This window comes from Streptomyces sp. NRRL F-5650, from assembly GCF_000721365.1.
Lineage (GTDB): Bacteria > Actinomycetota > Actinomycetes > Streptomycetales > Streptomycetaceae > Streptomyces > Streptomyces ardesiacus.
Map to the genome: position 1 here is coordinate 12196 of NZ_JOGV01000058.1, position 24298 is coordinate 36493.

General features: G+C 72.2%; 22 protein-coding genes. 13 read left to right on the forward strand and 9 right to left on the reverse strand.

Going from position 1 to position 24298, the window contains the following annotated elements; translation table 11 throughout:
* Positions 1-5: 5 nt before the first annotated feature.
* Positions 6-800, reverse strand: a complete 795-nt coding sequence (locus IG88_RS0134005) for an ArsR/SmtB family transcription factor (protein WP_031049625.1) — start codon at positions 798-800, stop codon at positions 6-8.
* A gap of 111 nt (positions 801-911) precedes the next feature.
* Here IG88_RS0134005 and IG88_RS0134010 point away from each other — a divergent pair, with 111 nt between their 5' ends.
* Positions 912-1529: a TOPRIM nucleotidyl transferase/hydrolase domain-containing protein gene (locus IG88_RS0134010; RefSeq protein WP_031049628.1), complete on the forward strand. Its 618-nt coding sequence runs from the start codon at positions 912-914 to the stop codon at positions 1527-1529.
* A 9-nt stretch (positions 1530-1538) separates the two neighbouring features.
* On the opposite strand, the gene IG88_RS0134015 is transcribed toward IG88_RS0134010, so the two are convergent.
* Entirely contained in the window at positions 1539-1949 is a 411-nt protein-coding gene (locus IG88_RS0134015) for an ATP-binding protein (protein ID WP_031049630.1), read from the reverse strand.
* A gap of 211 nt (positions 1950-2160) precedes the next feature.
* Between IG88_RS0134015 and IG88_RS0134020 the strand changes: the two genes are divergently transcribed.
* Positions 2161-3006, forward strand: a complete 846-nt coding sequence (locus IG88_RS0134020; protein WP_031049632.1) for a helix-turn-helix domain-containing protein — start codon at positions 2161-2163, stop codon at positions 3004-3006.
* Positions 3007-3012: 6 nt separating this feature from the next.
* Positions 3013-3219: a DUF397 domain-containing protein gene (locus IG88_RS0134025; RefSeq protein ID WP_031049634.1), complete on the forward strand. Its 207-nt coding sequence runs from the start codon at positions 3013-3015 to the stop codon at positions 3217-3219.
* Here the strand turns inward: IG88_RS0134025 and IG88_RS0134030 are convergent.
* Positions 3164-3727 carry a hypothetical protein gene (locus IG88_RS0134030; RefSeq protein WP_031049636.1) on the reverse strand — a complete coding sequence of 188 codons (564 nt, stop codon included), beginning with the start codon at positions 3725-3727 and terminating at the stop codon, positions 3164-3166. The genes IG88_RS0134025 and IG88_RS0134030 overlap by 56 nt on opposite strands.
* A 92-nt stretch (positions 3728-3819) precedes the next feature.
* Here IG88_RS0134030 and IG88_RS0134035 point away from each other — a divergent pair, with 92 nt between their 5' ends.
* Positions 3820-6081, forward strand: coding sequence for an ATP-dependent RecD-like DNA helicase (locus IG88_RS0134035; RefSeq protein ID WP_031049639.1), 2262 nt, complete (start codon positions 3820-3822; stop codon positions 6079-6081).
* A 237-nt stretch (positions 6082-6318) separates the two neighbouring features.
* Positions 6319-7608, forward strand: coding sequence for a citrate synthase (locus IG88_RS0134040; protein WP_031049642.1), 1290 nt, complete (start codon positions 6319-6321; stop codon positions 7606-7608).
* Positions 7609-8264: 656 nt separating this feature from the next.
* On the opposite strand, the gene IG88_RS0134045 is transcribed toward IG88_RS0134040, so the two are convergent.
* Together IG88_RS0134045 and IG88_RS0134050 are read right to left on the reverse strand one after the other, a co-directional pair.
* Positions 8265-10556 carry a heavy metal translocating P-type ATPase gene (locus IG88_RS0134045; protein ID WP_031049643.1) on the reverse strand — a complete coding sequence of 764 codons (2292 nt, stop codon included), beginning with the start codon at positions 10554-10556 and terminating at the stop codon, positions 8265-8267.
* Positions 10557-10590: 34 nt separating this feature from the next.
* Positions 10591-10833, reverse strand: a complete 243-nt coding sequence (locus tag IG88_RS0134050) for a heavy-metal-associated domain-containing protein (RefSeq protein WP_031049646.1) — start codon at positions 10831-10833, stop codon at positions 10591-10593.
* A 179-nt stretch (positions 10834-11012) separates the two neighbouring features.
* Here IG88_RS0134050 and IG88_RS0134055 point away from each other — a divergent pair, with 179 nt between their 5' ends.
* Entirely contained in the window at positions 11013-12050 is a 1038-nt protein-coding gene (locus IG88_RS0134055) for a zinc-dependent alcohol dehydrogenase family protein (protein WP_031049648.1), read from the forward strand.
* Here the strand turns inward: IG88_RS0134055 and IG88_RS0134060 are convergent.
* Both IG88_RS0134060 and IG88_RS43940 read right to left on the reverse strand, forming a co-directional pair.
* A complete protein-coding gene (locus IG88_RS0134060; RefSeq protein ID WP_031049650.1) occupies positions 12037-12618 on the reverse strand; it encodes a GNAT family N-acetyltransferase in 582 nt (193 codons plus the stop codon). The two genes, IG88_RS0134055 and IG88_RS0134060, sit on opposite strands and share 14 nt — an antisense overlap.
* 55 nt (positions 12619-12673) lie before the next feature.
* Positions 12674-12865, reverse strand: a complete 192-nt coding sequence (locus tag IG88_RS43940; protein ID WP_030400026.1) for a helix-turn-helix transcriptional regulator — start codon at positions 12863-12865, stop codon at positions 12674-12676.
* A gap of 773 nt (positions 12866-13638) precedes the next feature.
* Here IG88_RS43940 and mmsA point away from each other — a divergent pair.
* Positions 13639-15141 carry a CoA-acylating methylmalonate-semialdehyde dehydrogenase gene (gene mmsA / locus IG88_RS0134070; RefSeq protein ID WP_031049653.1) on the forward strand — a complete coding sequence of 501 codons (1503 nt, stop codon included), beginning with the start codon at positions 13639-13641 and terminating at the stop codon, positions 15139-15141.
* Positions 15142-15196: 55 nt separating this feature from the next.
* Here the strand turns inward: mmsA and IG88_RS0134075 are convergent, their stop codons facing one another.
* Positions 15197-16042, reverse strand: coding sequence for a hypothetical protein (locus IG88_RS0134075; RefSeq protein WP_031049656.1), 846 nt, complete (start codon positions 16040-16042; stop codon positions 15197-15199).
* Between the two features lie 219 nt (positions 16043-16261).
* On the opposite strand from IG88_RS0134075, the gene IG88_RS0134080 reads away from it, so the two are divergent.
* The 3 genes from IG88_RS0134080 to IG88_RS0134090 all read left to right on the forward strand — a co-directional run bounded on the left by IG88_RS0134080 (position 16262) and on the right by IG88_RS0134090 (position 21898).
* Positions 16262-18913: an alpha/beta fold hydrolase gene (locus IG88_RS0134080; protein ID WP_031049659.1), complete on the forward strand. Its 2652-nt coding sequence runs from the start codon at positions 16262-16264 to the stop codon at positions 18911-18913.
* Positions 18910-19815, forward strand: a complete 906-nt coding sequence (locus IG88_RS0134085; protein ID WP_031049662.1) for an ABC transporter permease — start codon at positions 18910-18912, stop codon at positions 19813-19815. The genes IG88_RS0134080 and IG88_RS0134085 overlap by 4 nt, the downstream gene beginning before the upstream one ends.
* Before the next feature lie 154 nt (positions 19816-19969).
* Complete coding sequence (locus tag IG88_RS0134090; RefSeq protein ID WP_031049665.1) at positions 19970-21898, forward strand: AMP-dependent synthetase/ligase; 1929 nt, start codon at positions 19970-19972, stop codon at positions 21896-21898.
* Positions 21899-21973: 75 nt separating this feature from the next.
* Here the strand turns inward: IG88_RS0134090 and rdlB are convergent, their stop codons facing one another.
* Positions 21974-22375, reverse strand: coding sequence for a rodlin RdlB (gene rdlB / locus IG88_RS0134095; protein WP_030400020.1), 402 nt, complete (start codon positions 22373-22375; stop codon positions 21974-21976).
* Positions 22376-22638: 263 nt separating this feature from the next.
* Between rdlB and rdlA the strand changes: the two genes are divergently transcribed.
* From rdlA to IG88_RS0134110, 3 genes are all read left to right on the forward strand, one after another.
* Entirely contained in the window at positions 22639-23034 is a 396-nt protein-coding gene (gene rdlA / locus IG88_RS0134100) for a rodlin RdlA (RefSeq protein ID WP_031049668.1), read from the forward strand.
* A 287-nt stretch (positions 23035-23321) separates the two neighbouring features.
* Positions 23322-23549, forward strand: a complete 228-nt coding sequence (chpD, locus tag IG88_RS0134105; protein WP_030400018.1) for a chaplin ChpD — start codon at positions 23322-23324, stop codon at positions 23547-23549.
* 160 nt (positions 23550-23709) lie between these two features.
* The coding region (locus IG88_RS0134110) for a chaplin (protein ID WP_234332429.1) at positions 23710-24298 on the forward strand (589 nt) is incomplete at its 3' end.

Here is a 24298-nt window from a genome sequence, read left to right on the forward strand (position 1 = left end):
CCGGGTCACCGGGGCTCCGGGAGCGCCTCTCCCGTCTCCAGCAGCGTCTTGAGGCCGGCCATCAGCGCCGGCCAGCCGTGCTGGATCATCTGGCGGACGGTGCTGCCGGGCTCGAACCCGTCGTGGACGACGGTCAGCTTCACCGAGCCGCCGCCGAGGTCCTCGATGTCGAAGGCGACCTTCGAGCGCCGCTCGGCGGAGAGCCTGGCGAGGGTGTCGTCGTCGATCCCGTTGGCCGCCGCCCACTCCGGGGTGAAGGTGTGCCAGGTGTACGACAGCCGCCGGGGCGGGTCGGACTCGAGCACGACCTGCTCGGGGTGGGCGGTCTCGGCCCCCCGCTCCCGCCACACCACGGGCGACCCGGCCGCCCAGTCGGTGCCGAACTCCAGCCCCCAGTAGCGGCGGGTGAAGGCCGGGTCGGTCAGGCCCCGCCACACCTCCTCCGGCGTGGCCTTGATGTACGTCGTGTAGACGAACGCGTCGCTGTCCATGGCGGTGTCCTCCAGCGCCTGCTTGAGGTCGGCGAGTGCGCGCACCCGCTCCCGGTCGTAGCGGCTGATCCAGCGTTCGGCGATGGCGTTGATCGGTCCGGCGTCGAGGTGGTGCAGCTTCTCCCGGCCCCGCCGCACGGTGGTGACCAGTCCGGCCGCCTCCAGCACCGCCAGATGCTTGCTGACCGACTGCCGGGCCATGTCCAGCCCGGCGCACAGCTCGCGCAGGCTCTGCCCGTTGCGCGCGTTCAGGCTGTCCAGCAGCCGTCGCCTGCTGCCGTCGGCCAGCGCCTTGAAGACCTCGTCCATCTCCGCCCCTCTGACATGCAGCCCATTGGCTGCTTTTCACGATAGGCAGCCGGTTGGCTGCATGTCAAAACCCACTACCGGGACGCCGGGCGGGCGCGGGAGACTTTCCTCATGACGGACATGGGGGCATTGCGGAGTGCGGTCACCGCGTGGGCGGCCGGCGGGCCCGCAGGCTCGGCGCAGGACCTGGCCGACCGACTGCTCGTCCACACCGCCGTCCTCCTCGAAGGGCCGAGCGACGTGGCGGCCGTCGACGCGATGGCCGCCCGGCACGGCCGGGACCTCGCGGCGGAGGGCGTCTGCGTCCTCCCGATGGGCGGCGCGATGAACGTCGGCCGCTTCGCCGCCCTCCTCGGGCCCGCGGGCCTGGACCTCCGCCTCGTGGGCCTGTGCGACGAACGGGAGCAGGACTTCTACGCCCGGGCCCTGCAGCGCGCCGACGCGTCACCGCAGGGCCTCTTCGTCTGCGCGGCCGACCTGGAGGACGAGCTGATCCGCGCGCTGGGCGTGGGCACGGTGACTCGACTCGTCGAGGCGGAGGGCGAGTCACGCCGTCTCCAGACCTTCCTCCGGCAGCCCGCCCAGCAGGGCCGCGCCGCCCAGCAGCAGCTCCGCCGCTTCCTCGGTACCAAGGCGGGCCGCAAGATCCACTACGGCCGCGTCCTGGTGGAGTCCCTGGACCCGTCCCGGACACCGGCTCCGCTGGCGGGGTTGTTCGGGGCGCTGTGACGGCCGCCGTCACGCCGCCGACAGCTCGCACCACACGTACTTCCCCCGGTTGCCGTGTCTGGCCAGCGGATGCCATCCCCACACGTCCGCGCAGGCCCGTACGAGCGCCAGCCCCCGCCCCTCCTCCAGCTCCGTCACCCTCTCGAACCGCGCGGGAGGCTCCGGCGGTTCGGGGTCCGTGTCCCACGCCCCGATTCGCAGCGTGCCGGGCGGGGACCAGCGGATGCGGAGGGCGGCGGGGCCCTTGGTGTGCCGTACGGCGTTGGAGACCAGCTCGGTGGCGAGCAGTTCGGCCACGTCCACGAGGCGGATCAGACCGTGCATGGTGAGGACCAGGCGGAGGGTGCGGCGGCTGACGGTGACGGCACGCAGGTCGTTGGGGATGTAGAGGGAGTACTCCCAGGGTTCGTTTTCGGGCATGAGGGATCCCTTGCGTGTGTGGGGAGTTGAGGGCGGACCGGTGTCATTGCCGGAGCCGTCGTGGCAGGACGGAACGGTGCGCTTCCGGTTTCGCACGGTGTGCGCCGCATCACTGACCGTAGGGCTAACATGTCATACGGAGCAAGCCGATCGACTAATCTGGCCCCGAACGGGTCGCACAGGCAGGCTCGTTGAACCCAGGGAGCCCTGCATGGTCCTGCGGCGGGAATGCACCGCACGTCAGTTGCGTCTTGCGGTCGAGTTGCGGAGGCTACGAGATGCGGCAGGGCTCTCCGCCGTCGAGGCGGCAGCACTGCTCGGGGTGAACCGCGTGCAGATCAGTCACATCGAGTCCGGCCTCGCGGGCGTGAGTGAGGAGCGCCTGCGTCGTCTCGCGGCGCACTATTCCTGCACTGACGAGGCATTCGTCGACGCCCTCGTCACCATGGCGACGGATCGGACCCGTGGCTGGTGGGAGGAGTACCGAGGGCTCCTGCCGACACCCTTCCTGGACATCGCCGAGTTGGAACACCACTCCACCTTCCGTCGGGACGTGGAGTTCTTGTTCATCCCGGGCTTGCTTCAGACGGAGGACTACGCCCGAGCGGCCTTCTCGTCCCGGGTGCCCGAACTTCCGCACGCGGAGCTGGAGCTGCGAGTTCGCCATCGGATGCAGCGGAAGGTGGTTCTCGAAGCCCCGGTGCCGTACGAGTCCCTCATCCATGAGGCGGCGCTGCGTATCAGGGTCGCCGATCGAGTCACCGCGCGAACCCAGCTCGCCCGGGTCCTGGAACTTTCCGAAGCCGATCACATCAGCGTGCGTGTCATTCCCTTCGACCTGGACGGCTTCGGCGGGGCCTGGAGCCCCATGATGTTGGCCGGCGGGAGCGTGCCCCGACTGGACACGGCCGTTCGCGACGCACCGCACGGCACCGGCTTCATCGATTCCGAGGCCCAACTCGGCGTCTTCCGAACAGTCTTCCGTAGAGTGAAGGATGCATCGCTCGACCCAAGCCGGTCGCGTGACCTCATCCACAGACTGGCCAAGGAACTGTGAGGCTCCGTGTCCACCCCTGACACCTGGCGCAAGTCGTCCTACTCCGGCGGCGGCGACGGCAACAACTGCGTTGAGATAGCCACCTCACCCACCCACGTCGCCGTCCGCGACTCCAAGACCCCCGCCCGAGCCACCCTCACCTTCCCCCGCGCCGCCTTCACCCGGTTCCTCGCGACGGTGAAGGAGACGGAGGGAACCCCGCCTCCCCGCTGACCCAGCACACCTCCCCGGGGCTGCCGTCGCCCACGTCGAACTGGCAGCACTCGGCGCCGACGGCGGCGGCGAGGTCGGTGAACGTCCTCCTGATGCCCGCCGACCGCTCGAACAGGCGGCTGAGGCCCGTCGTAGGCGCCCAGAACTCCAGGGCGGTGTACCCGGGGTCCAGGAAGGACGCGAACCGGACCGTCAGGTAGACGTACCCGATCCGTACCCGCCCGTTCCGCTCGGGCGGCAGACCGTACGACTCGGCGTACGCCCGCACCGCGTCGTCGACCGGGAACATGAGGGACGTGTCCAGGTCCAGCGTGTCGCGCCCGGAGCAGTCGACCGGCTCGCTGCCGAAGCCGGACGTGAACGGCAGGACGACCCGTTCGCCCCCGGGCAGCGTGACGTCGAGCGGGGGCACGTCCCGGTTAGGGGGCGCCAGCCCGGCCACGGCGGTCAGCGCCCCCGCGACGCGGCCAGGACGCAGGAAGATGTCGTAGCCGTAGCTCAGCCCCATGATTTCCCCTCCGCAGACCGGGTCGCACCGCGTGTGCGCGTGATCCTGCCGGACCCCGCACCGCTGTCACACCCCACAGGTACCGTCGACCCATGCCCAACCAGCCCCCCGCGGCCCCGGGCGAGCGGCGGCTCGCCACGCTCGAAGGCGTCCTGGAGCGGATCACGTACGCCAACGAGGAGAACGGCTACACGGTCGCCCGCGTCGACACCGGCAGAGGCGCCGGCGACCTGCTGACCGTCGTCGGCGCGCTGCTGGGCGCGCAGGTGGGCGAGTCGCTGCGGATGGAGGGCCGCTGGGGGTCGCACCCGCAGTACGGCAAGCAGTTCCACGTGGAGAACTACACGACCCTCCTGCCCGCCACCGTCCAGGGCATCCGGCGCTATCTCGGCTCCGGGCTGGTCAAGGGGATCGGGCCGGTCTTCGCCGACCGCATCACGCAGCACTTCGGGCTGGACACCCTCACGATCATCGAGGAGGAGCCCAAGCGGCTCATCGAGGTTCCCGGCCTCGGACCCAAGCGGACGAAGAAGATCGCCGACGCCTGGGAGGAGCAGAAGGCGATCAAGGAGGTCATGCTCTTCCTCCAGACCGTCGAGGTGTCCACCTCCATCGCCGTCCGCATCTACAAGAAGTACGGCGACGCCTCGATCTCCGTCGTGAAGAACCAGCCCTACCGGCTCGCCGCCGACGTCTGGGGCATCGGCTTCCTCACCGCCGACAAGATCGCCCAGTCCGTCGGCATCCCGCACGACAGCCCGGAGCGGGTGAAGGCCGGTCTCCAGTACGCGCTGTCGCAGGCCACCGACCAGGGGCACTGCTACCTCCCCGAGGAGAGGCTGATCGCCGACGCGGTGAAGCTGCTCCAGGTGGACACCGGGCTCGTCATCGAGTGCCTGGGCGAGCTGGCCGCCGAGCCCGAGGACCCGGACGGCGACCCCGGTGTCGTGCGGGAGAAGGTGCCCGGCCCCGACGGCGGCGAGCCCGTCACCGCCGTCTACCTCGTCCCCTTCCACCGGGCCGAGCAGGCCCTGGCCGGTCAGCTCCGGCGCCTGCTCCACACGGACGAGGACCGGATGCCGGGCTTCCGGGACGTGGCCTGGGACAAGGCGCTCGGGTGGCTGAAGCGGCGCACGGGTGCCGATCTGGCGCCCGAGCAGGAGGAGGCCGTCAAGCTCGCGCTCAGTGAGAAGGTCGCCGTCCTCACCGGCGGGCCCGGCTGCGGCAAGTCCTTCACCGTGCGGTCGATCGTGGAGCTGGCGCGGGCCAAGAAGGCCAAGGTCGTGCTCGCCGCCCCCACCGGCCGGGCCGCCAAACGGCTCTCCGAGCTGACCGGCGCCGAGGCGTCCACCGTGCACCGGCTGCTGGAGCTGAAGCCCGGCGGCGACGCGGCCTACGACCGGGAGCGGCCCCTCGACGCCGACCTCGTCGTGGTGGACGAGGCGTCGATGCTGGACCTGCTGCTCGCCAACAAGCTCGCCAAGGCCGTCCCGCCCGGGGCCCACCTGCTGCTCGTCGGGGACGTCGACCAGTTGCCCAGTGTCGGGGCCGGCGAGGTGCTCCGCGACCTGCTGGCGCCCGGCAGCCCCGTGCCCGCCGTCCGGCTCACCCGCGTCTTCCGCCAGGCCCAGCAGTCCGGCGTCGTCACCAACGCGCACCGGATCAACGCGGGACAGCACCCCGTCACCGACGGGATGAAGGACTTCTTCCTCTTCGTCGAGGACGACACCGAGGAGGCGGGGCGGCTCACGGTGGACGTCGCCGCGCGCCGCATCCCCGCGAAGTTCGGGCTCGACCCGCGCCGGGACGTGCAGGTGCTGGCGCCCATGCACCGGGGCCCCGCGGGCGCCGGGACGCTGAACGGGCTGCTCCAGCAGGCCGTCACCCCGGGGCGCCCGGACGTGCCGGAGAAGCGGTTCGGCGGCCGGGTCTTCCGCGTCGGCGACAAGGTCACCCAGATCCGCAACAACTACGAGAAGGGCGAGAACGGCGTCTTCAACGGCACCGTCGGCGTCGTCACCTCGCTGGACCCGGTGGACCAGCGCCTCACCGTGCTGACGGACGAGGACGAGGAGGTGCCGTACGACTTCGACGAACTGGACGAACTGGCCCACGCGTACGCGGTCACCATCCACCGCTCCCAGGGCAGCGAGTACCCGGCGGTGGTGATCCCCGTGACGACCGGCGCCTGGATGATGCTCCAGCGGAACCTGCTGTACACGGCGGTCACCCGGGCGAAGAAGCTGGTCGTGCTCGTCGGGTCGCGCAGGGCGATCGGGCAGGCGGTGCGGACCGTGTCGGCCGGACGGCGCTGCACGGCGCTCGACTTCCGGCTGGCGGGCCCCCGGTCCTGAAGCCTTCCCGTAAACCTCCCGGCCCGTGTGAAATAAATGATCGATCAAACGAGTCGGAAAGGTCACACAGCACTTCCGGATGGGCCCCGCAGCGGGCAGGATGAGCAAGTTGGCGGCACTGAGTGCCGCCAATAGGCCCGATGGTCGACCCCGAGTGCACTCTCCTGAGCCAAGTGGGGGATGGTAGAGACAGTCAGGGCACCTCGAAGATGAGGCACTACGTCGGTGAGGGAAGACGTGAGCGACAACTCTGTAGTACTGCGGTACGGCGATGGCGAGTACACCTACCCGGTGATCGACAGCACCGTCGGCGACAAGGGCTTCGACATCGGGAAGCTCCGCGCCCAGACCGGTCTGGTGACGCTGGACAGCGGATACGGCAACACCGCCGCCTACAAATCCGCCATTACCTATCTCGACGGCGAAGCCGGCATCCTGCGGTACCGCGGCTACCCGATCGAGCAGTTGGCCGAGCGCTCCTCCTTCGTCGAGGTCGCCTACCTGCTGATCAACGGTGAGCTGCCGACCGTCGACGAGCTGTCCGCGTTCAAGGACGAGATCACGCAGCACACCCTGCTGCACGAGGACGTCAAGAACTTCTACAAGGGCTTCCCGCGCGACGCCCACCCGATGGCCATGCTGTCGTCGGTGGTCTCCGCGCTGTCGACGTTCTACCAGGACAGCCACAACCCGTTCGACGAGCGCCAGCGCAACCTCTCCACGATCCGGCTGCTCGCCAAGCTCCCGACGATCGCGGCCTACGCGTACAAGAAGTCGATCGGCCACCCGTTCGTCTACCCGCGCAACGACCTGGGCTACGTCGAGAACTTCCTGCGCATGACCTTCTCGGTCCCGGCGCAGGAGTACGAGCTGGACCCGACCGTCGTCGCGGCGCTCGACAAGCTGCTGATCCTGCACGCGGACCACGAGCAGAACTGCTCGACCTCCACCGTCCGCCTGGTCGGCTCCTCGCAGGCGAACATGTTCGCCTCGATCTCCGCCGGCATCAACGCCCTGTGGGGCCCGCTGCACGGCGGCGCCAACCAGTCGGTGCTGGAGATGCTGGAGGGCATCCGCGACGCGGGCGGCGACGTCGACTCCTTCATCCGCAAGGTGAAGAACAAGGAGGACGGCGTCCGCCTGATGGGCTTCGGCCACCGGGTCTACAAGAACTTCGACCCGCGCGCCAAGATCATCAAGGCCGCCGCGCACGACGTCCTCTCCGCCCTCGGCAAGTCCGACGAGCTGCTGGACATCGCCCTGAAGCTGGAGGAGCACGCGCTCTCCGACGACTACTTCGTCTCGCGCAGCCTCTACCCGAACGTCGACTTCTACACCGGCCTGATCTACCGGGCCATGGGCTTCCCGACCGAGATGTTCACGGTCCTGTTCGCCCTCGGCCGCCTGCCGGGCTGGATCGCCCAGTGGCACGAGATGATCAAGGAGCCGGGTTCCCGCATCGGCCGCCCCCGTCAGATCTACACGGGCGTCGTCGAGCGCGACTTCGTGCCCGTCGAGGAGCGCTGACACCCGCCGGCGGCGGTGCCGTGCGCCCAAGAGTTCGTCGCTGAGGGGCGCGGGCGGCTGCGGACAGTCCTACGGCTGGTCGCGCAGTTCCCCGCGCCCCTTGGGCGCGTTGCGTGAACGCAAGGAAGAAGGCGCCCCGGCGCCGGTCCCCCCACGGGCCGACGACCAGGGCGCCTTCCCATGTCCCGGTGCGGATTCCCCCCACGGGATCCGGCCGGGCGTCTGTGAGGACAGCGCCTGAATCGCTGTTGTCGTGCTCGTCGTTGTCGTGCTCGTTCGTACTGGTTCGTGCTCGTCGTGCAGTCTGCCGGGACAGCGCACGCCCGGGAGGGCCGCTCAAAGCTTCCCGGTGTACGTGTCCCGGCAACGCAGCTCTGGGAAAGTCCCCCAAGACATTCCCAGATGCCAGGTCGCGCCCCCCAAGACGCTGCCTGACATCGCCAACTTAGACCTTCGAACCCCTTGGATGGTTACGTTCGCATCACTGTGATCTGCGTCTCTTGCAAATGTCCCTTACGTGCGCAAGAGACCCGTACGTCGCACGGGCCTCCAGCGTAAGGAAGTTGCGCGAGCCTTGTGAAGAGCTTATGTGAGTCGGGTGCCGGACTCCAGAGGCTCAGCCCCACGACCTGCGTGAAATGCGGACCACCACCGGGTCAGCGAAAGGCGCGCAGGCGGAGGCTGTTGGTGACCACGAAGACCGACGAGAAGGCCATCGCCGCCCCCGCGATCATCGGGTTCAGCAGCCCGGCGGCGGCCAGCGGCAGCGCGGCCACGTTGTAGCCGAAGGCCCACACGAGGTTGCCCTTGATGGTGGACAGGGTGCGCCGGGACAGCCGGATCGCGTCGGCCGCCACCCTGAGGTCACCGCGCACCAGCGTCAGGTCGCCCGCCTCGATCGCCGCGTCCGTCCCCGTGCCCATCGCGAGCCCCAGGTCGGCGGTGGCGAGCGCCGCCGCGTCGTTGACGCCGTCGCCGACCATGGCGACCGTACGGCCCTCGGCCCGCAGCCGCTCCACCACCGCGGCCTTCTCCTCGGGCAGCACCCCGGCGATCACCTCGTCGATGCCGACGGCCGCCGCGACCGACTCGGCCACCCGGCGGTTGTCGCCCGTCAGCAGGACCGGCGTCAGGCCCAGCCGGCGCAGCCGGGTCACCGCCTCGGCGCTGGTCTCCTTCACCGCGTCGGCCACGGCGACGACGCCGCGCGCCTCGCCGTCCCAGCCGACGACGACGGCCGTACGGCCCCGCCGCTCGGCCTCGTCGCGGGCGGCCGCGACGTCGGGCGGCAGGGTGTCGTACAGACGCCCCACGGCCACCTCGCGGCCCGCCACACGGGCCCGCACGCCCCGCCCGGGGACGTTCTCGAAGTCCGCCACGCCGGGCAGCGCGCCCAGCCGCTCCTCGGCGCCGGCGGCGACCGCGCGGGCCACGGGGTGCTCGGAGGCGTGCTCCACGGCCCCGGCGAGCCGCAGCAGCTCCTCCTCGTCGGTCCCCTCGGCGGCGTACACCTCGTGCAGGGTCATGCGGCCGGTGGTGACGGTGCCGGTCTTGTCGAGGACCACCGTGTCGACGCGACGGGTGGACTCCAGGACCTCCGGGCACTTGATGAGGATGCCGAGCTGGGCGCCCCGGCCGGTGCCGACCAGCAGCGCGGTCGGCGTGGCGAGCCCCAGCGCGCACGGGCAGGCGATGATCAGGACGGCGACGGACGCGGTGAACGCGGCGACCGTGTCACCGGTGGCACCCAGCCAGCCGCCGAAGGTGGCGACCGCGATCAGCAGGACGACGGGGACGAAGACCCCCGAGACGCGGTCGGCGAGGCGCTGCACCCGGGCCTTGCCGCTCTGCGCGTCCTCCACCAGCTTCGCCATCCGCGCGAGCCGGGTGTCCGCGCCCACCCGGGTCGCCTCCACGACCAGCCGCCCCCCGGCGTTCACCGTGGCACCCGTGACGGCGTCGCCCACGGCCACGTCCACCGGCACCGACTCGCCGGTCAGCATGGAGGTGTCCACGGCCGAGGCGCCCTCGGTCACCGTGCCGTCCGTGGCGATCTTCTCGCCGGGGCGGACGACGAACCGGTCGCCCACCGCGAGCCGGTCCACCGGTATCCGCACCTCGCCCCCGTCGCGCAGGACGGCGACGTCCTTGGCGCCCAGCTCCATCAGCGCGCGCAGCGCGGCCCCGGCACGGCGCTTGGCGCGCGCCTCCAGCCAGCGGCCGAGGAGCAGGAAGGCGGTGACCCCGGCGGCGGCCTCCAGGTAGATCGCGGAGGCGCCGTCGGTGCGGGAGACGGTGAGGTCGAAACCGTGCCGCATGCCCGGCATGCCCGCGTCCCCGAAGAACAGCGCCCACAGCGACCAGCCGAACGCGGCCAGCGTGCCGAGCGAGACCAGCGTGTCCATGGTGGCCGCGCCGTGCCGGACACCCGTCCAGGCGGCGCGGTGGAAGGGCAGGCCGCCCCAGACCACCACGGGCGCGGCCAGGGTGAGCGAGAGCCACTGCCAGTTGTCGAACTGGAGTGCCGGAACCATCGCCAGCAGGACCACGGGGGCGGCGAGCAGCGCCGAGACGGTCAGGCGCCGGCGCAGCGCCGACAGCTCGGGATCGCCGCCGTCGCCGCCGTCTTCCGCCCCGGTGCCGGTCTCGTCGGCGGGCTCGGGCGGCGGCGCCGGTTCCTCGGCCGTGTACCCGGTCTTCACGACGGTGGCGATCAGGTCGGCGACCTCGGTGGTCGCCGGGTAGCTGACCCGGGCCTTCTCCGTCGCGTAGTTCACCGTGGCGGTGACGCCGTCCATGCGGTTGAGCTTCTTCTCGACGCGGGCCGCGCAGGAGGCGCAGGTCATGCCGCCGATCAGCAGCTCGACCTCGGCGAGAGCGGTGCCGGTGCCGCCGCCGGGGTCGGCCGTCGTCGCGGCGGTGCGGGTGTCCGCGGTGGTGCTGGTCATGTCCGGACTCCAGGACGGGGTGGGGGTGCCGGGCTCAGACCCGGCCGACGAGCTCGAAGCCCGCCTCGTCCACGGCGGCGCGCACGGCCGTGTCGTCGAGGGCGGCCCCGGAGACGACGGTGACCTCGCCGGTGGCGGCGACGGCCTGCACGGAGGTGACGCCCGGGATCTCGGAGATCTCGCCGGAGACGGCGCCCTCGCAGTGGCCGCAGCTCATCCCGCTCACCTTGTAGACGGTGGTGACGGAGCCCTGGGTGGTGTCGGTCTGGGCGGTCATGTCGTTACTCCTCGTCGGGGGATGGGCACGGGCGGGTACCCGCGGGTCCGTGCTGGACCACTTACTCCCCACTGTACCCCTAGGGGGTATGGCTCCGGATGAGCCTGCCGTGAGATGTGGGACGGGAGGCGGAAACCCCGCCCCGGCAGTCACGACGGTACGGAAGTGAGGGTGAACGGATGCGCGCGGTCGTCTTCGAGCGCTACGGGGAGCCGGCCGAGGTGCGCGAGGTCGCCGACCCGGAGCCCGCCCCGCACGGCGTCGTGGTCCGCGTCGGGGCCACCGGGCTGTGCCGCAGCGACTGGCACGGGTGGCAGGGCCACGACCCCGACGTCGCACTGCCCCACGTGCCCGGTCACGAACTCGCCGGCGTCGTCGAGGCGGTCGGCGACCGGGTGGCCGGGTGGCGGCCCGGCGACCGGGTGACGGTGCCCTTCGTCTGCGCCTGCGGGAGCTGCGCGGCGTGCGCGGCGGGGGACCAGCAGGTGTGCGAGCGCCAGACCCAGCCGGGCTTCACCCACTGGGGTTCGTTCGCCGAGTACGTCGCGCTCGACCACGCCGACGTCAACCTCGTCGCCGTGCCCGACGGCATGTCGTACGCCACCGCCGCCTCGCTCGGCTGCCGGTTCGCCACCGCCTACCGGGCCGTGGTGCAGCAGGGGCGTGTCGCGGCGGGGGAGTGGGTCGCGGTGCACGGCTGCGGCGGCGTCGGCCTGTCCGCGGTGATGATCGCCGCGGCGTCGGGCGCGCGCGTGGTCGCCGTGGACGTGTCGGCCCGCGCGCTGGAACTGGCGCGCACCTTCGGCGCGGCGGCGTGCGTGGACGCCTCCCGGACACCGGACACGGCGGTGGCCGTCCGCGACCTCACCGGGGGCGGCGCCCACCTCTCGCTGGACGCCCTCGGCTCGCCCGCCACCTGCGCCGCGTCCGTGGCGGGCCTGCGCCGACGGGGCCGGCACGTCCAGGTCGGGCTGCTGCCCTCGGCGGACGGCACCACACCGGTGCCGATGGCCCGCGCGGTCGCCCTGGAGCTGGAACTGCTGGGCAGCCACGGGATGGCCGCGCACACCTACCCGCCGATGCTGGAACTGGTCCGCACCGGGGTCCTCAGGCCCGACCTGCTGGTGACGTCCACCGTCGGGCTGGACGCGGTCCCGGCGGCCCTCGCGGCGATGGGGACGGCGCCCGGCGCGGGGGTGACGGTCATCGAGCCGTGACGGCCGCTCCGGGGTGCCCGCGGTGGACGGCCCACTCGTGGTCGAGGACGGCCATCAGCACCTCGTCCACCCACACCCCGTCGCGCCGCTCCACCTTGCGCCGCACGCCCTCGCGCACGAACCCTGCCTTCTCGTAGACCCGCAGCGCCCGGTGGTTGTGGGCGTAGGCGTCCAACTGGACGCGGTGCAGGCCGAGTTCCGTGAAGCCGTGGCCGACGATCAGCCGGGTCGCCTCAGTGCCGATGCCCCGGCCGCGCCCCCGCGCCCCGATCAGGGTGCGGAAGGTGCAGGAACGGCTCTCCGGCTCCCAGTCGTGCAGCACCACCTCGCCGAGGACCTCGCCGTCGGCCGGGTCGGTGACGGCCAGGTCGAGCCGGTCGGGCTGCGCACCGCGCGAGCCGTACCAGCCGCGCAGCACCTCGGGGGTGAGTTCGCGCGGCGGGGAGCCGGTGAAGCGCCGCACCTCGGGATCGTTGACGATCTCCCACATCGTGTCGGCGTCCGCCTCGGTGAACGGCCGCAGCACGGTTTTGTCACCGGTCAGCACGGGTTTGACGGAGAAGTCCATGGACCGGACTGTGCCCCATGCGGCGGCGGAGCACCGAACGGTTTTCCGGCGGTGCCTACTTGTTCCTGTTGCGCGGCCGGGACGCCACCCAGGCCCGGACCGTGTCCGCGTACCAGTACGGCTTTCCTCCCTCCACGTGGTCGGGCGGGGGCAGCAGCCCGTGCTTGCGGTACGACCGCACGGTGTCCGGCCGGACGTGGATGTGGGCCGCGATGTCCTGGTAGGACCAGAGCCTTCGGTCGGTCACTCGCTGCACCTCCCTGCGCGCGCCGCGGCGGCGGCCGGGGACGGCCGCCGGGGGGAACCGGGCGCTGCGCCGGCGATCACCAAGCCTGTTCCGGGTGAACGACGCGGAGCGCGAGGCGGTCGGGGCCCGTTCCGGGGCGTGACGGAAGGCCCGCGCGCGCGTGACACGTGTGACCCGGAGGGCACTTTTGTGACACGAGTGCCACACAGACGTACGCGGCCGTTCAGGCGCGGCGCGTTGACTGCGGCGGCCGGTGCCCTTCCGCGGTGACGCCACGGACCGCCGCCACCCGGATCAAGTCGTCCGAATGTCCGGACAAAACATTGACAGGCCGCACGCACAGGGCTAGAAACCGGGGTGACGCAAGGGCGCGGGCAAGGAGGGAACGCGATGGCGCACGACCCGACGGCACACGGCCGGGGCGCCGGTTCCCCCACCGAACGCCTCCGGCGCGGGAAGGCGGCCTCGCCCTGGCAGGAGCGAGGCACGAGCGCCAACTCCCCGCTCGCACCGGCTCCGCGCCGGAGGTTCCCGCGTCGCGCGCCGGCCGGCGGCGCCCGGGGCGCCCACACTGCCCCACGTGTCTACGCGGACGCCCAAACCGCAGACACAGTGTCGGGCGCGCCCGCCGCCCCCGGCTGCTGGGATGGAGTCGGCGCCGAGACCGCGACCCGCCCGTCGCCGGCCCCGGCCCGTCAGCAGCACGAGCAGCGCGAGCTGCGCCAACGGCACGTCTCGACCCGTCGCCGCCACCCGCGAAGGAGTTCTCGGTCATGACGAACATCGTCAACCACTGGATCGGCGGCAAGACCGCCGAAGGCGCCTCGGGCACCTACGGGCCGGTGACGAACCCGGCGACCGGCGAGGTCACCACCAAGGTGGCCTTCGCCTCCGTCGACGAGGTGGACGCCGCGGTAGCCGCCGCCAAGGAGGCGTACCTGACCTGGGGTCAGTCCTCCCTGGCCCAGCGGACCTCGATCCTCTTCGCGTTCCGGGCGCTGCTGGACGCCCACCGCGACGAGATCGCCGAGCTGATCACCGCCGAGCACGGCAAGGTGCACTCCGACGCCCTCGGCGAGGTCGCGCGCGGCCTGGAGATCGTCGACCTGGCCTGCGGCATCAGCGTGCAGCTCAAGGGCGAGCTGTCCACGCAGGTCGCCACCCGCGTCGACGTGGCCTCGATCCGGCAGCCGCTCGGTGTCGTCGCGGGCATCACGCCGTTCAACTTCCCGGCGATGGTGCCGCTGTGGATGGTCCCCATCGCCATCGCCTGCGGCAACACCTTCGTGCTCAAGCCGAGCGAGAAGGACCCCTCGGCCGCCGTGAAGCTCGCCGAACTCCTCTCCGAGGCCGGTCTGCCGGACGGCGTCTTCAACGTCGTGCACGGTGACAAGGTGGCCGTGGACCGCCTCCTGGAGCACCCGGACGTCCAGGCCGTCTCCTTCGTCGGCTCGACCCCCATCGCCCGCCACATCCACACCACCGCCTCCGCCCACGGCAAGCGCGTGCAGGCCCTCGGCGGCGCCAAGAACCACATGCTGGTGCTGCCCGACGCCGACCTCGACGCGGCGGCGGACGCGGCGGTGAGCGCGGCCTACGGCTCGGCCGGCGAACGCTGCATGGCCGTCTCCGCGGTCGTCGCGGTCGGTGCCGTCGGCGACACGCTGGTCGAGAAGATCCGCGAACGCGCCGAGAAGATCAAGATCGGCCCCGGCACCGACCCGTCCTCCGAGATGGGCCCGCTCATCACCAAGGCGCACCGCGACAAGGTCGCCTCCTACGTCGAGGGCGCCGCCGCCGAGGGCTGCGAGGTCGTCCTGGACGGCACCGGCTACACCGTCGAGGGACACGAGAACGGCCACTGGATCGGCCTGTCCCTGCTGGACCGGGTGCCGACCGGCGCCAAGGCGTACCGGGACGAGATCTTCGGCCCGGTGCTGTGCGTGCTGCGCGCCGAGACCTACGAGGAGGGCGTGGCCCTCATCAACGCCTCGCCGTTCGGCAACGGCACCGCGATCTTCACCCGGGACGGCGGCGCGGCCCGCCGCTTCCAGCTCGAGGTCGAGGCCGGCATGGTCGGCGTGAACGTCCCGATCCCGGTCCCCGTCGGCTACCACTCCTTCGGCGGCTGGAAGGACTCGCTCTTCGGCGACCACCACATCTACGGCAACGACGGCACGCACTTCTACACCCGCGGCAAGGTCGTCACCACCCGCTGGCCCGACCCGGCCGACGCCCCGGCGGGCGTGGACCTGGGCTTCCCGCGCAACCACTGAGGCGGCCCCGAAGGGTGCCTTCGTCCCGGCCGGGACGAAGGCACCCGCGCGCGTACTAGCCCTGCTCCAGCCCGGCGTCCTTCACTTCCTGCGTGAGGTCGCCGACCTGGTCGGCGGGCGGGGCGGCGATGTCCTTCGTGGCACCCCACTTGTCGAAGTCCATGGTGACCTTCATCGCGCCGAAGTCCTGACTCAGGCGCACCGGCAGGTCGTCGGCGCCCACCCAGACCTCCATGGTGATCGAGGCGCCGCCGGAGCCGAGCAGGCTGTCGGCACCCTCGAAGGCGTCCTTGAACCTGCCTAGGTCCTTCTCGTCGATCACCGCGCGGTAGTGCGTCGTCGGCTTGCCGTTGACGGTCTCCTTGCCGAGGTTGTCGACGTCCCCGGCGTACTTGAGACTCTTCATGGCGTCCGCCGGGCTGCCCTCGCCGGCGCCACCGGCCATCGCGGCGGCACCCGACTCGCCGAACACGGCGGACCCGTCGATCTTCATCCACTCCTTGCCCTCGAGCGGGCCGGCGGGCTGGGGGTCGATGTCGTAGTAGTAGGCGCCGTCGACGAACAGGGTGCGTACCGTCGGCGAGTCCGTCAGGTCCTGCAACTGCGCGGCCTCGGCGTCCATCTCGGCGTCGAACGCGTAGCCGTCGCCCCAGGAGTACGTGCCGTCCATGGCGACCGGCTCGCCGGTGCCCAGGTCGGTCGTCGTCCTGACCTCGGCGGAACCCAGCTCCTGGGTGCGGTCGGTGGCCCGGGTGAGGGCCGTCATGACCATGTCCGCCTTGTCCGCGGCCTTGCCGGCCGTCTCGGCCGCCGTCCTCGCGCCCTCCGAGCCGCACGCGGTCGCCGCGACCATAGCCGCCGCCGTGAACCCCACCCAGACCGCGCCGTGCTTCACCTTCATGAGTCCCCCACCCCGTTGCCTTTTTCCTGTGAGCCGTCTGTGCGAAGGACTCTACCGGCCCCCACCGACAGCGTCCGGATACCGGACGGCGGCCGCCGCCGGACCCGTCCGGCCTACCGCGCCCGTGGTACGCGGGGCCGGCCGTGTACGTCCGTGGGAGGGCCGCCGGCCGACCCCCGGGAGGACCCCGCTGTCGGCGGCGGCCCGTACCGTTGACGCATGGATCTTCGACTGCCCCGTGTGCGCGGGCTGCTGCGGGGGCCGCGGCGGATGCTCGCCGCCGCGGCCGCCGTCGTCGTGCTCGCCGGCGCCGGGACGTGGACGGCCGTCGCCGGTGACGACCCGGCCCCGGTGCGGCGCGCCGACCGGACCCTGGCGGTGGGCGACGGCGTCCGTCTGGACACCTCGTACTTCACGGCGGGCTCCGGCGGCCGCCGCCCGGCCGTCCTGCTCGGGCACGGCTTCGGCGGCAGCAAGGAGGACGTCCGGGAGCAGGCGGAGGACCTGGCCAGGGACGGGTACGCGGTCCTGACCTGGTCGGCGCGCGGCTTCGGCGGGTCCACGGGGAAGATCGGGCTGAACGCACCGGACGGCGAGGTCGCCGACGTCTCCCGCCTGATCGACTGGCTCGCCCGGCAGCCCGACGTCCGGCTCGACCGGGACGGCGACCCCCGCGTGGGCGTCGCGGGCGGCTCCTACGGCGGCGCGATCGCGCTTCTCGCGGCCGGGCACGACGCCCGGGTGGACGCCATCGCCCCGGCGGTCACCTACTGGAACCTCGCCGACGCGCTGTTCCCGAACGGCGTCTTCAAGAAGCTGTGGGCCGGCATCTTCGTCAACTCCGGCGGCGGCTGCGACCGGTTCGAGCCCGACCTGTGCCGCATGTACCAGCGGGTCGCCGAGTCCGGCACGCCCGACGCCGAGGCCGCGAAGCTCCTCCAGGAGCGCAGCCCGCAGGCCGTGGGCGACCGCATCAAGGTCCCCACCCTGCTCGTGCAGGGCCAGACCGACTCCCTCTTCCCGCTCGGCCAGGCCGACGCCGCGGCGAAGGCGATCCGGGCCAACGGCGCCCCCGTGGACGTCGACTGGATCGCGGGCGGCCACGACGGCGGCGACCTGGAGACCGACCGCGTCCAGGCCCGCGTCGGCGCCTGGTTCGACCGGTACCTCAAGGACGACGCGGGCGCCGACACCGGCCCGGCCTTCCGCGTCACCCGCACCGGCGGCGTCGACTCCACCGACGGCCGGGCCCAGTTGCGCGGCGCGAGCGCCGACCGCTACCCGGGCCTCGCCGACGGGGAGCGGTCCGTGCCGCTGCGCGGCCGTGAGCAGAGCGTCGACAACCCCGCGGGCGCCAACCCGCCCGCCGTCTCCGCCCTGCCCGGCCTCGGCGGCGCCGGAGGACTCTCCCAGCTCTCCTCCCTCGGCGTCGGGATCTCCCTGGACTTCCCCGGCCAGTACGCCGCGTTCGAGTCCGCCCCCGTGACCGACGGACTGCGCATCACCGGCTCCCCGGCGGCCACCGTCCACGTCCGCTCCACCACCGAGGACGCCGTCCTGTTCGCCAAGGTGTACGACGTCGGCCCCGGCGGCACCACGCCCGTGCTGCCCGCCCAGTTGGTCACCCCCTTGCGCGTCGAGGGCGCCAAGGCGGGCAGGGACGTCACGGTCACCCTCCCGGCGATCGACCACGAGGTGGAGAAGGGTCACCGCCTGCGCCTGGTCCTCGCCTCCACCGACCTCGGCCACGCCTCCCCGGCCGCCCCGGCGACGTACACCGTCTCCCTCAAGGGCGACCTGAAGGTGCCGACCGCCCCCGGCGTGCGGACCGCCGCCGCCCCGCTGCCCGCCTGGGTGTGGTGGCTGCCCCTGGCCGGTGCCGCGGTCGCCCTCGTCCTGCTGTGGACCGGCCGCCGCCGCACCGCCGCCCCCGCGCCCGACCCCGCGCTCGCCGACGTACCCCTCCAGATCACCGGCCTGAGCAAGCGCTACGCCGGGTCCACCGAGCGGTACGCGGTGCGGGAGTTGTCCTTCCGCGTGGAGAAGGGGCAGGTGCTCGGCCTGCTCGGACCCAACGGCGCCGGGAAGACGACCACTCTGCGGATGCTGATGGGGCTCATCGAGCCGGACGACGGCGGAATCAGGGTCTTCGGTCACGCCATCCGTCCCGGCGCCCCGGTGCTGTCCCGGGTCGGCGCCTTCGTCGAGGGCGCGGGCTTCCTGCCGCACCTGTCCGGCCGGGAGAACCTGGAGCTGTACTGGCGGGCGACCGGCCGCCCGCCCGAGGACGCCCACCTCGACGAGGCCCTGGAGATCGCCGGTCTCGGCGACGCGCTCGCCCGCGCGGTGCGCACCTACTCCCAGGGCATGCGCCAGCGCCTGGCGATCGCCCAGGCCATGCTCGGCCTGCCCGACCTGCTCATCCTGGACGAGCCGACCAACGGCCTCGACCCGCCCCAGATCCGCGAGATGCGCGAGGTGATGATCCGCTACGCGGCGGCCGGACGCACCGTGATCGTCTCCAGCCACCTGCTGGCCGAGGTCGAACAGTCCTGCACCCACCTCGTGGTCATGGACCGCGGCCGGCTGGTCCAGGCGGGCCCGGTCGCCGAGATCGTCGGCTCCGGAGACACCCTCCTGGTCGGCACCGCCCGGCCCGTGGACGGACCGCTCGTCGACAAGGTCGCCGCCCTGCCCGGCGTCTCCTCGGCCGTGCACACCGACGACGGGCTCCTGGTCCGCCTCGACCCCGGCGGCACCGCGCCCGCCCTGGTCGCCGAACTGGTCCGCCTGGAGATCCCCGTGGCGTCGGTCGGCCCGCACCGCCGCCTGGAGGACGCCTTCCTCACCCTGATCGGAGGCTCCGCGTGAGCACGCCCACCCAGCCGGCCACGACCGGGCCCGCGCCCGAAGCGGCCTCCGTTCCGGCCACCGAGTCCGCGTACGGCTACCGGGCGGGCCGCACCCTGCCCCTGCGGGTGGAACTGGTGCGCCAGCTCAAGCGGCGCCGGACCCTCGTCATGGGCGCGATCCTCGCCGTCCTGCCGTTCGTCCTCGTCGTGGCCCTCGCGATCGGCGGCGAGCCGGACGGCCGCGGCGACCGCATCACCCTGATGGACACCGCCACCTCCTCCGGCGCCAACTTCGCGGCCGTCAACCTCTTCGTCTCGGCGGGCTTCCTGCTGGTCGTCCCGGTCGCCCTGTTCTGCGGGGACACCGTCGCCTCCGAGGCCAACTGGTCCTCCCTGCGCTACCTGCTCGCCGCGCCGGTGCCGCGCGCCCGGCTGCTCGCGTCCAAGCTGACGGTCGGGCTCGGGCTGAGCCTGGCCGCGATGGTGCTGCTGCCCCTAGTCGCGCTGGCCGTGGGCACCGTCGCCTACGGCTGGGGGCCGCTGGCCGTCCCCACCGGCGGCTCGCTCGCGCCGGGCACGGCCGCGCAGCGTCTGGTGGTGGTCGTGGCGTACATCTTCGTGTCCCAACTGGTCACCGCGGGGCTCGCGTTCTGGCTGTCCACCCGGACCGACGCCCCGCTCGGCGCGGTCGGCGGTGCCGTCGGCCTCACCATCGTGGGCAACGTCCTGGACGCCGTGACGGCGCTGGGCCACTGGCGGGACTTCCTGCCCGCGCACTGGCAGTTCGCCTGTGCCGACGCGGTCCAGCCGACGATGGAGTGGTCGGGCATGCTCCAGGGCACGGCGGTCTCCGTCACCTACGCGCTCGTCCTGTTCGCCCTCGCCTTCCGGGGTTTCGCCCGCAAGGACGTCGTCTCCTAGAACGGCGCGGGCCCCGCCGTCCGTCCGCCGCCGCCCGCCCCGCGGGTGCGTCCGCCCATTGACGTTTCCTTACGCGTGAGTAAGTTTACTCCGAAGTAAGTTCGGTAGGAGTTCACGCGACAGCGCAGCAGTCCGACCGCGACCGGGAGCCGCCATGGGCGTACACAGGGACCTGAAACGGGCGAGAGACCGCGGCGGCCCGGTCTCCCGCGCGAGGACCGAGACCGTCAGGGACGCCCACGGCACCGTCCGCGAGGCCCGCACCGCCGCCCTCGTGCCCCGCCCCGCCGAGGGCAGCACCGCCGACATCCCGTTCACCAACGCCGCCGAGGCCCCCGGCGCGGTGGTCCTGCGCCGGCAGGCGGCCGGAGCCTGGCAGCCCGTCACCGCCGCGGAGTTCGCCCGCGAGGTCACCGCCGTGGCCAAGGGCCTGATCGCCGCCGGACTGGAACCCGGCGGCCGGGTCGCCGTCATGTCCCGCACCCGTTACGAGTGGACGGTCCTGGACTTCGCGATCTGGACGGCCGGCGGCCAGACCGTCCCCGTCTACGCCACCTCCTCCGCCGACCAGGTCGAGTGGATCGTCCGCGACTCAGGCGCCCGGCACGTCGTCACCGAGACCGCCGCCCACACCGCCACCGTCACGTCCGGCACCGTCGGCCACCCCGGACGGCCGCGCGTCTGGGAACTCGACGCCGGCGCGCTCGCCGACCTGACCGCCCTCGGCCGGGGCGTGAGCGACGAGGAGGTCACCAAGCGCCGCACCGCCCTCACCCCCGACTCGGTCGCCACCGTCTGCTACACCTCCGGCACCACCGGCCGCCCCAAGGGCTGCGTCCTCACCCACGCCAACCTGCACGCCGAGGCAGCCAACACGGTCGAACTGCTGCACCCGATCTTCAAGGAGGTCACCGGCCAGACCGCCTCGACCCTCCTCTTCCTGCCCCTCGCCCACATCCTGGGCCGCACCATCCAGATCGCCTGCCTGCTGGCCCGCATCGAGATCGGCCACTTCCCGAGCATCAGGCCCGACGAACTGCGCCCCGCGCTCAAGTCGTTCCGCCCGACCTTCCTGGTCGGCGTGCCGTACCTGTTCGAGAAGATCCACGACACCGGCCGGGCCACCGCCGAGAAGATCGGCCGCGGCGCCTCCTTCGAACGCGCCCACCGCCTCGCCGTCCGCTTCGGCGGCGCCCACCTGGACCGCTTCCTGGGCCGCGGCAAGGGCCCCACCCCCGGCCTGTGGGTCGGCTGGGCCCTGTACGACCTGCTGGTCTACCGCCGGGTGCGCAAGGAACTCGGCGGCCGGACGCGCTACGCCATCAGCGGCGGCTCCCCGCTGGAGCGCGACCTCAACCTCTTCTTCTACGCCGCGGGAATCATGGTCTACGAGGGCTACGGCCTGACCGAGACCACCGCCGCCGCCACCCTCGTCCCGCCGCTGGGCCCCCGCCCCGGCACCGTCGGCCCGCCGGTCCCCGGCACCGCCGTGCGCATCGCGGACGACGGCGAGGTGCTGGTCAAGGGCGGCATCGTCTTCGGCGCCTACCGGGGCAACCCGCAGGCCACCGAGGAGGCCCTCACCGACGGCTGGTTCGCCACCGGCGACCTCGGCTCCCTGGACGCCGACGGCTACCTCACCATCACCGGCCGCAAGAAGGACCTCCTGGTCACCTCGGGCGGCAAGAACGTCTCCCCGGCCGTCCTGGAAGACCGCCTGCGCAGCCGGCCCCCCGTCGCCCAGTGCCTGGTCGTCGGCGACAACCGGCCCTTCGTCGCCGCGCTGGTCACCCTGGACCCGGACGCCGTCGCCCACTGGCTGGCGGTGCGCGGGCTCCCCGCCGGCACCCCGCTGTCCGAGCTGGCGCACGACGAGCGGATGCGCGCCGACGTCCAGAAGGCCGTCGACCACGCCAACGCGGCCGTCTCCCGGGCCGAGTCGATCCGCACCTTCCGGATCGTCGAGGGCGAGTTCACCGAGGAGAACGGGCTGCTGACCCCGTCCCTGAAGGTCAAGCGGCACGCGGCGGTCGCGGCGTACGCGGACGAGATCGAGGCGCTGTACGCGGCGCCGAAACGCTGAGCCCCGCCCCGCGCGGGACATGGGAAAGGGGCGGGCCGCCGGCGTACCCGGCGTCCCGCCCCTCGGGGGTCGCTGTCAGCGCCCGCCGGCCTCGCCGTTGGAGGAGAGGATCGAGACGTCCTCCAGCAGGTGGGCCAGCGCACCGTCGCGCTTGGCCTGCGTGGAGTTCTCGGTGCACTGCTGGTTCAGGTCGTCCGACAGGATCGGGATGTCCTGGACCGGCACCAGACCGATGACGCTGACCGGGATGTCGCTGACCGCGATGCACGGCTTGTTGAACGAGCCCTGGATGAGCGCCATCTGCGGGCTCATGTTGCCCGTGGTCATCGAGTTGCCGAAGTACTGCGAGGCGCCGTTCCCGTTGGCGGAGACGGGCCCGCTGTCGTCGCCGATCGCCATCGCCTGCGGGGCCGCGGCAGCGGAGACGCCCATGACGGAGGCGGCGATCGCCGCGTAGGCGGCTACCTTCTTGATCACTGGCCAGTCCTTTCTGAGGAAACCCCGTCCACCGGAGCGCACTGGTCAACTCCGTGGGTCCGTCCGGGTTTCTCCCGTTCACTCCGACGGCGGACAGCGGGAAGTGTGTACGGGTTCACGCCCGCCCCCGGAAATCCCGGCGATTTTTGGGCCGATTTTGAGATCCGGTGAGGGCCAACCGGGTGAACGCCCGCAACCAATCATGGCGCACCGGGTTGATGAGGCCGTAGGACAGTGCGTCGCTACGACGAAAGGAACGCGAAGTGCTCAAGAAGGCAATGGTCGCCGCGGCGGCTGCCGCTTCTGTGATCGGCATGTCGGCTGCCGCCGCCCCCCAGGCCCTGGCCATCGGGGACGACAACGGCCCGGCCGTGCTCAACGGCAACGGTGCCGAGTCGGAGTTCGGCAACTCGGCGACCAGGGGTGACATGAGCCCGCAGCTTTCGCTGGTCGAGGGCTCGCTGAACAAGCCGTGCCTCGGCGTCGAGGAAGTCAACGCCGCCGTCGTCAACCTCGTCCCGATCCAGGACGTCAACGTCCTGTCGGACGACCTGAACCAGCAGTGCTCGGACAACTCCACGCAGGCCAAGCGGGACGGCGCCCTGTCGCACGTCCTCGAGGACCTGTCGGTGCTGTCGGCGAACGGCGAGGGCCGCTGAACCCAGGCCCTGCCCGGTACGGGCGGCCCGCTGACTTCCGCGCGGGCCGCCCGGCCGTGAACGGGACGGGATTTCGCCGGGGAGCGGATCGACGCGTCGCTCTCCTGGGGGAATGGCCGGGCCGCCGGACGAGGCATCCGGGTGAATTCCGGGGTGTCCCACGTTCATCTGTTTCCCCGGCCGTCAATTCCTCGTTTGCAGGCTGCAGGTCATGGTGCGAGCCGTCAATGCTGTGCTCGCGCGGTTTCGGCCGTCATTCAGGCATGACCGCAGAGAAGGGAAAGTTCATGAAGAAGAGCGCTGCTGTCGTCGCGGGCGCGATCATGGCCCTCGGCATGGCCGCCCCGGCCTTCGCCGACGCCGGTGCCGAGGGTGCCGCCGTAGGCTCCCCGGGCGTGCTGTCCGGCAACGTCGTCCAGGTGCCGGTGAACGTCGGCGCCAACGTGTGCGGCAACTCCATCAACGTCGTTGGTCTGCTGAACCCCGCGTTCGGCAATGCGTGTGTGAACCGCTGACGCAGTTCCGCACCGACCGGCTGCGTCACGGCCGGCCCTGGCCAACTCGTTTGGTTCGGGGCCGGTCTTTTCCCTTTCTGCAGCCCGTCCTCCGGATCGCGCCGGATCGTTCTCCGGCGAACTCTCATCTCTCATCTCTCCAAGCAGGAAGACAACCAGAGTGCGACAGACCCTGAGCAGGGGGATGGTCGCGGCGGCAGCCGCGACGGGCATCCTTTCCCTGTGCGGCAGCCCCGCCCTTGCCGACTCGCATGCGGACGGAGCCGCCACGAACTCGCCGGGCGCCGTGTCCGGCAACGCCCTCCAGGCCCCCGTCGACGTGCCGGTGAACCTCTGCGGCAACAGCGTCGACGTGATCGCCGCGCTGAACCCCGCCTTCGGCAACGCGTGCGAGAACGCCTCCGACGAACAGACCGACGGCCACGCCAGCGGCTACGGGAACGACGGCGGCGGCTACGGCGAGGACACGTCGTCCCCGGGCTCGTCCTCGGCGTCCGGCTCCCACGCGGAGGGCACGACCGAGGGCTCGCCCGGCGTCGGCTCCGGCAACAGCGCGCAGATCCCGGTCGACGTACCGGTCAACCTCTGCGGCAACAGCGTCGACCTGATCGCCGCGCTGAACCCGGTGTTCGGCAACAAGTGCGAGAACGAGGCGCAGGAGCCCCCCGGCTACGGCGAGGAGGAGCCTCCGCCCCCCACCACGCCCCCCGGCTACGGCGAGGAGGAGCCCCCGCCGCCCACCCACGAGG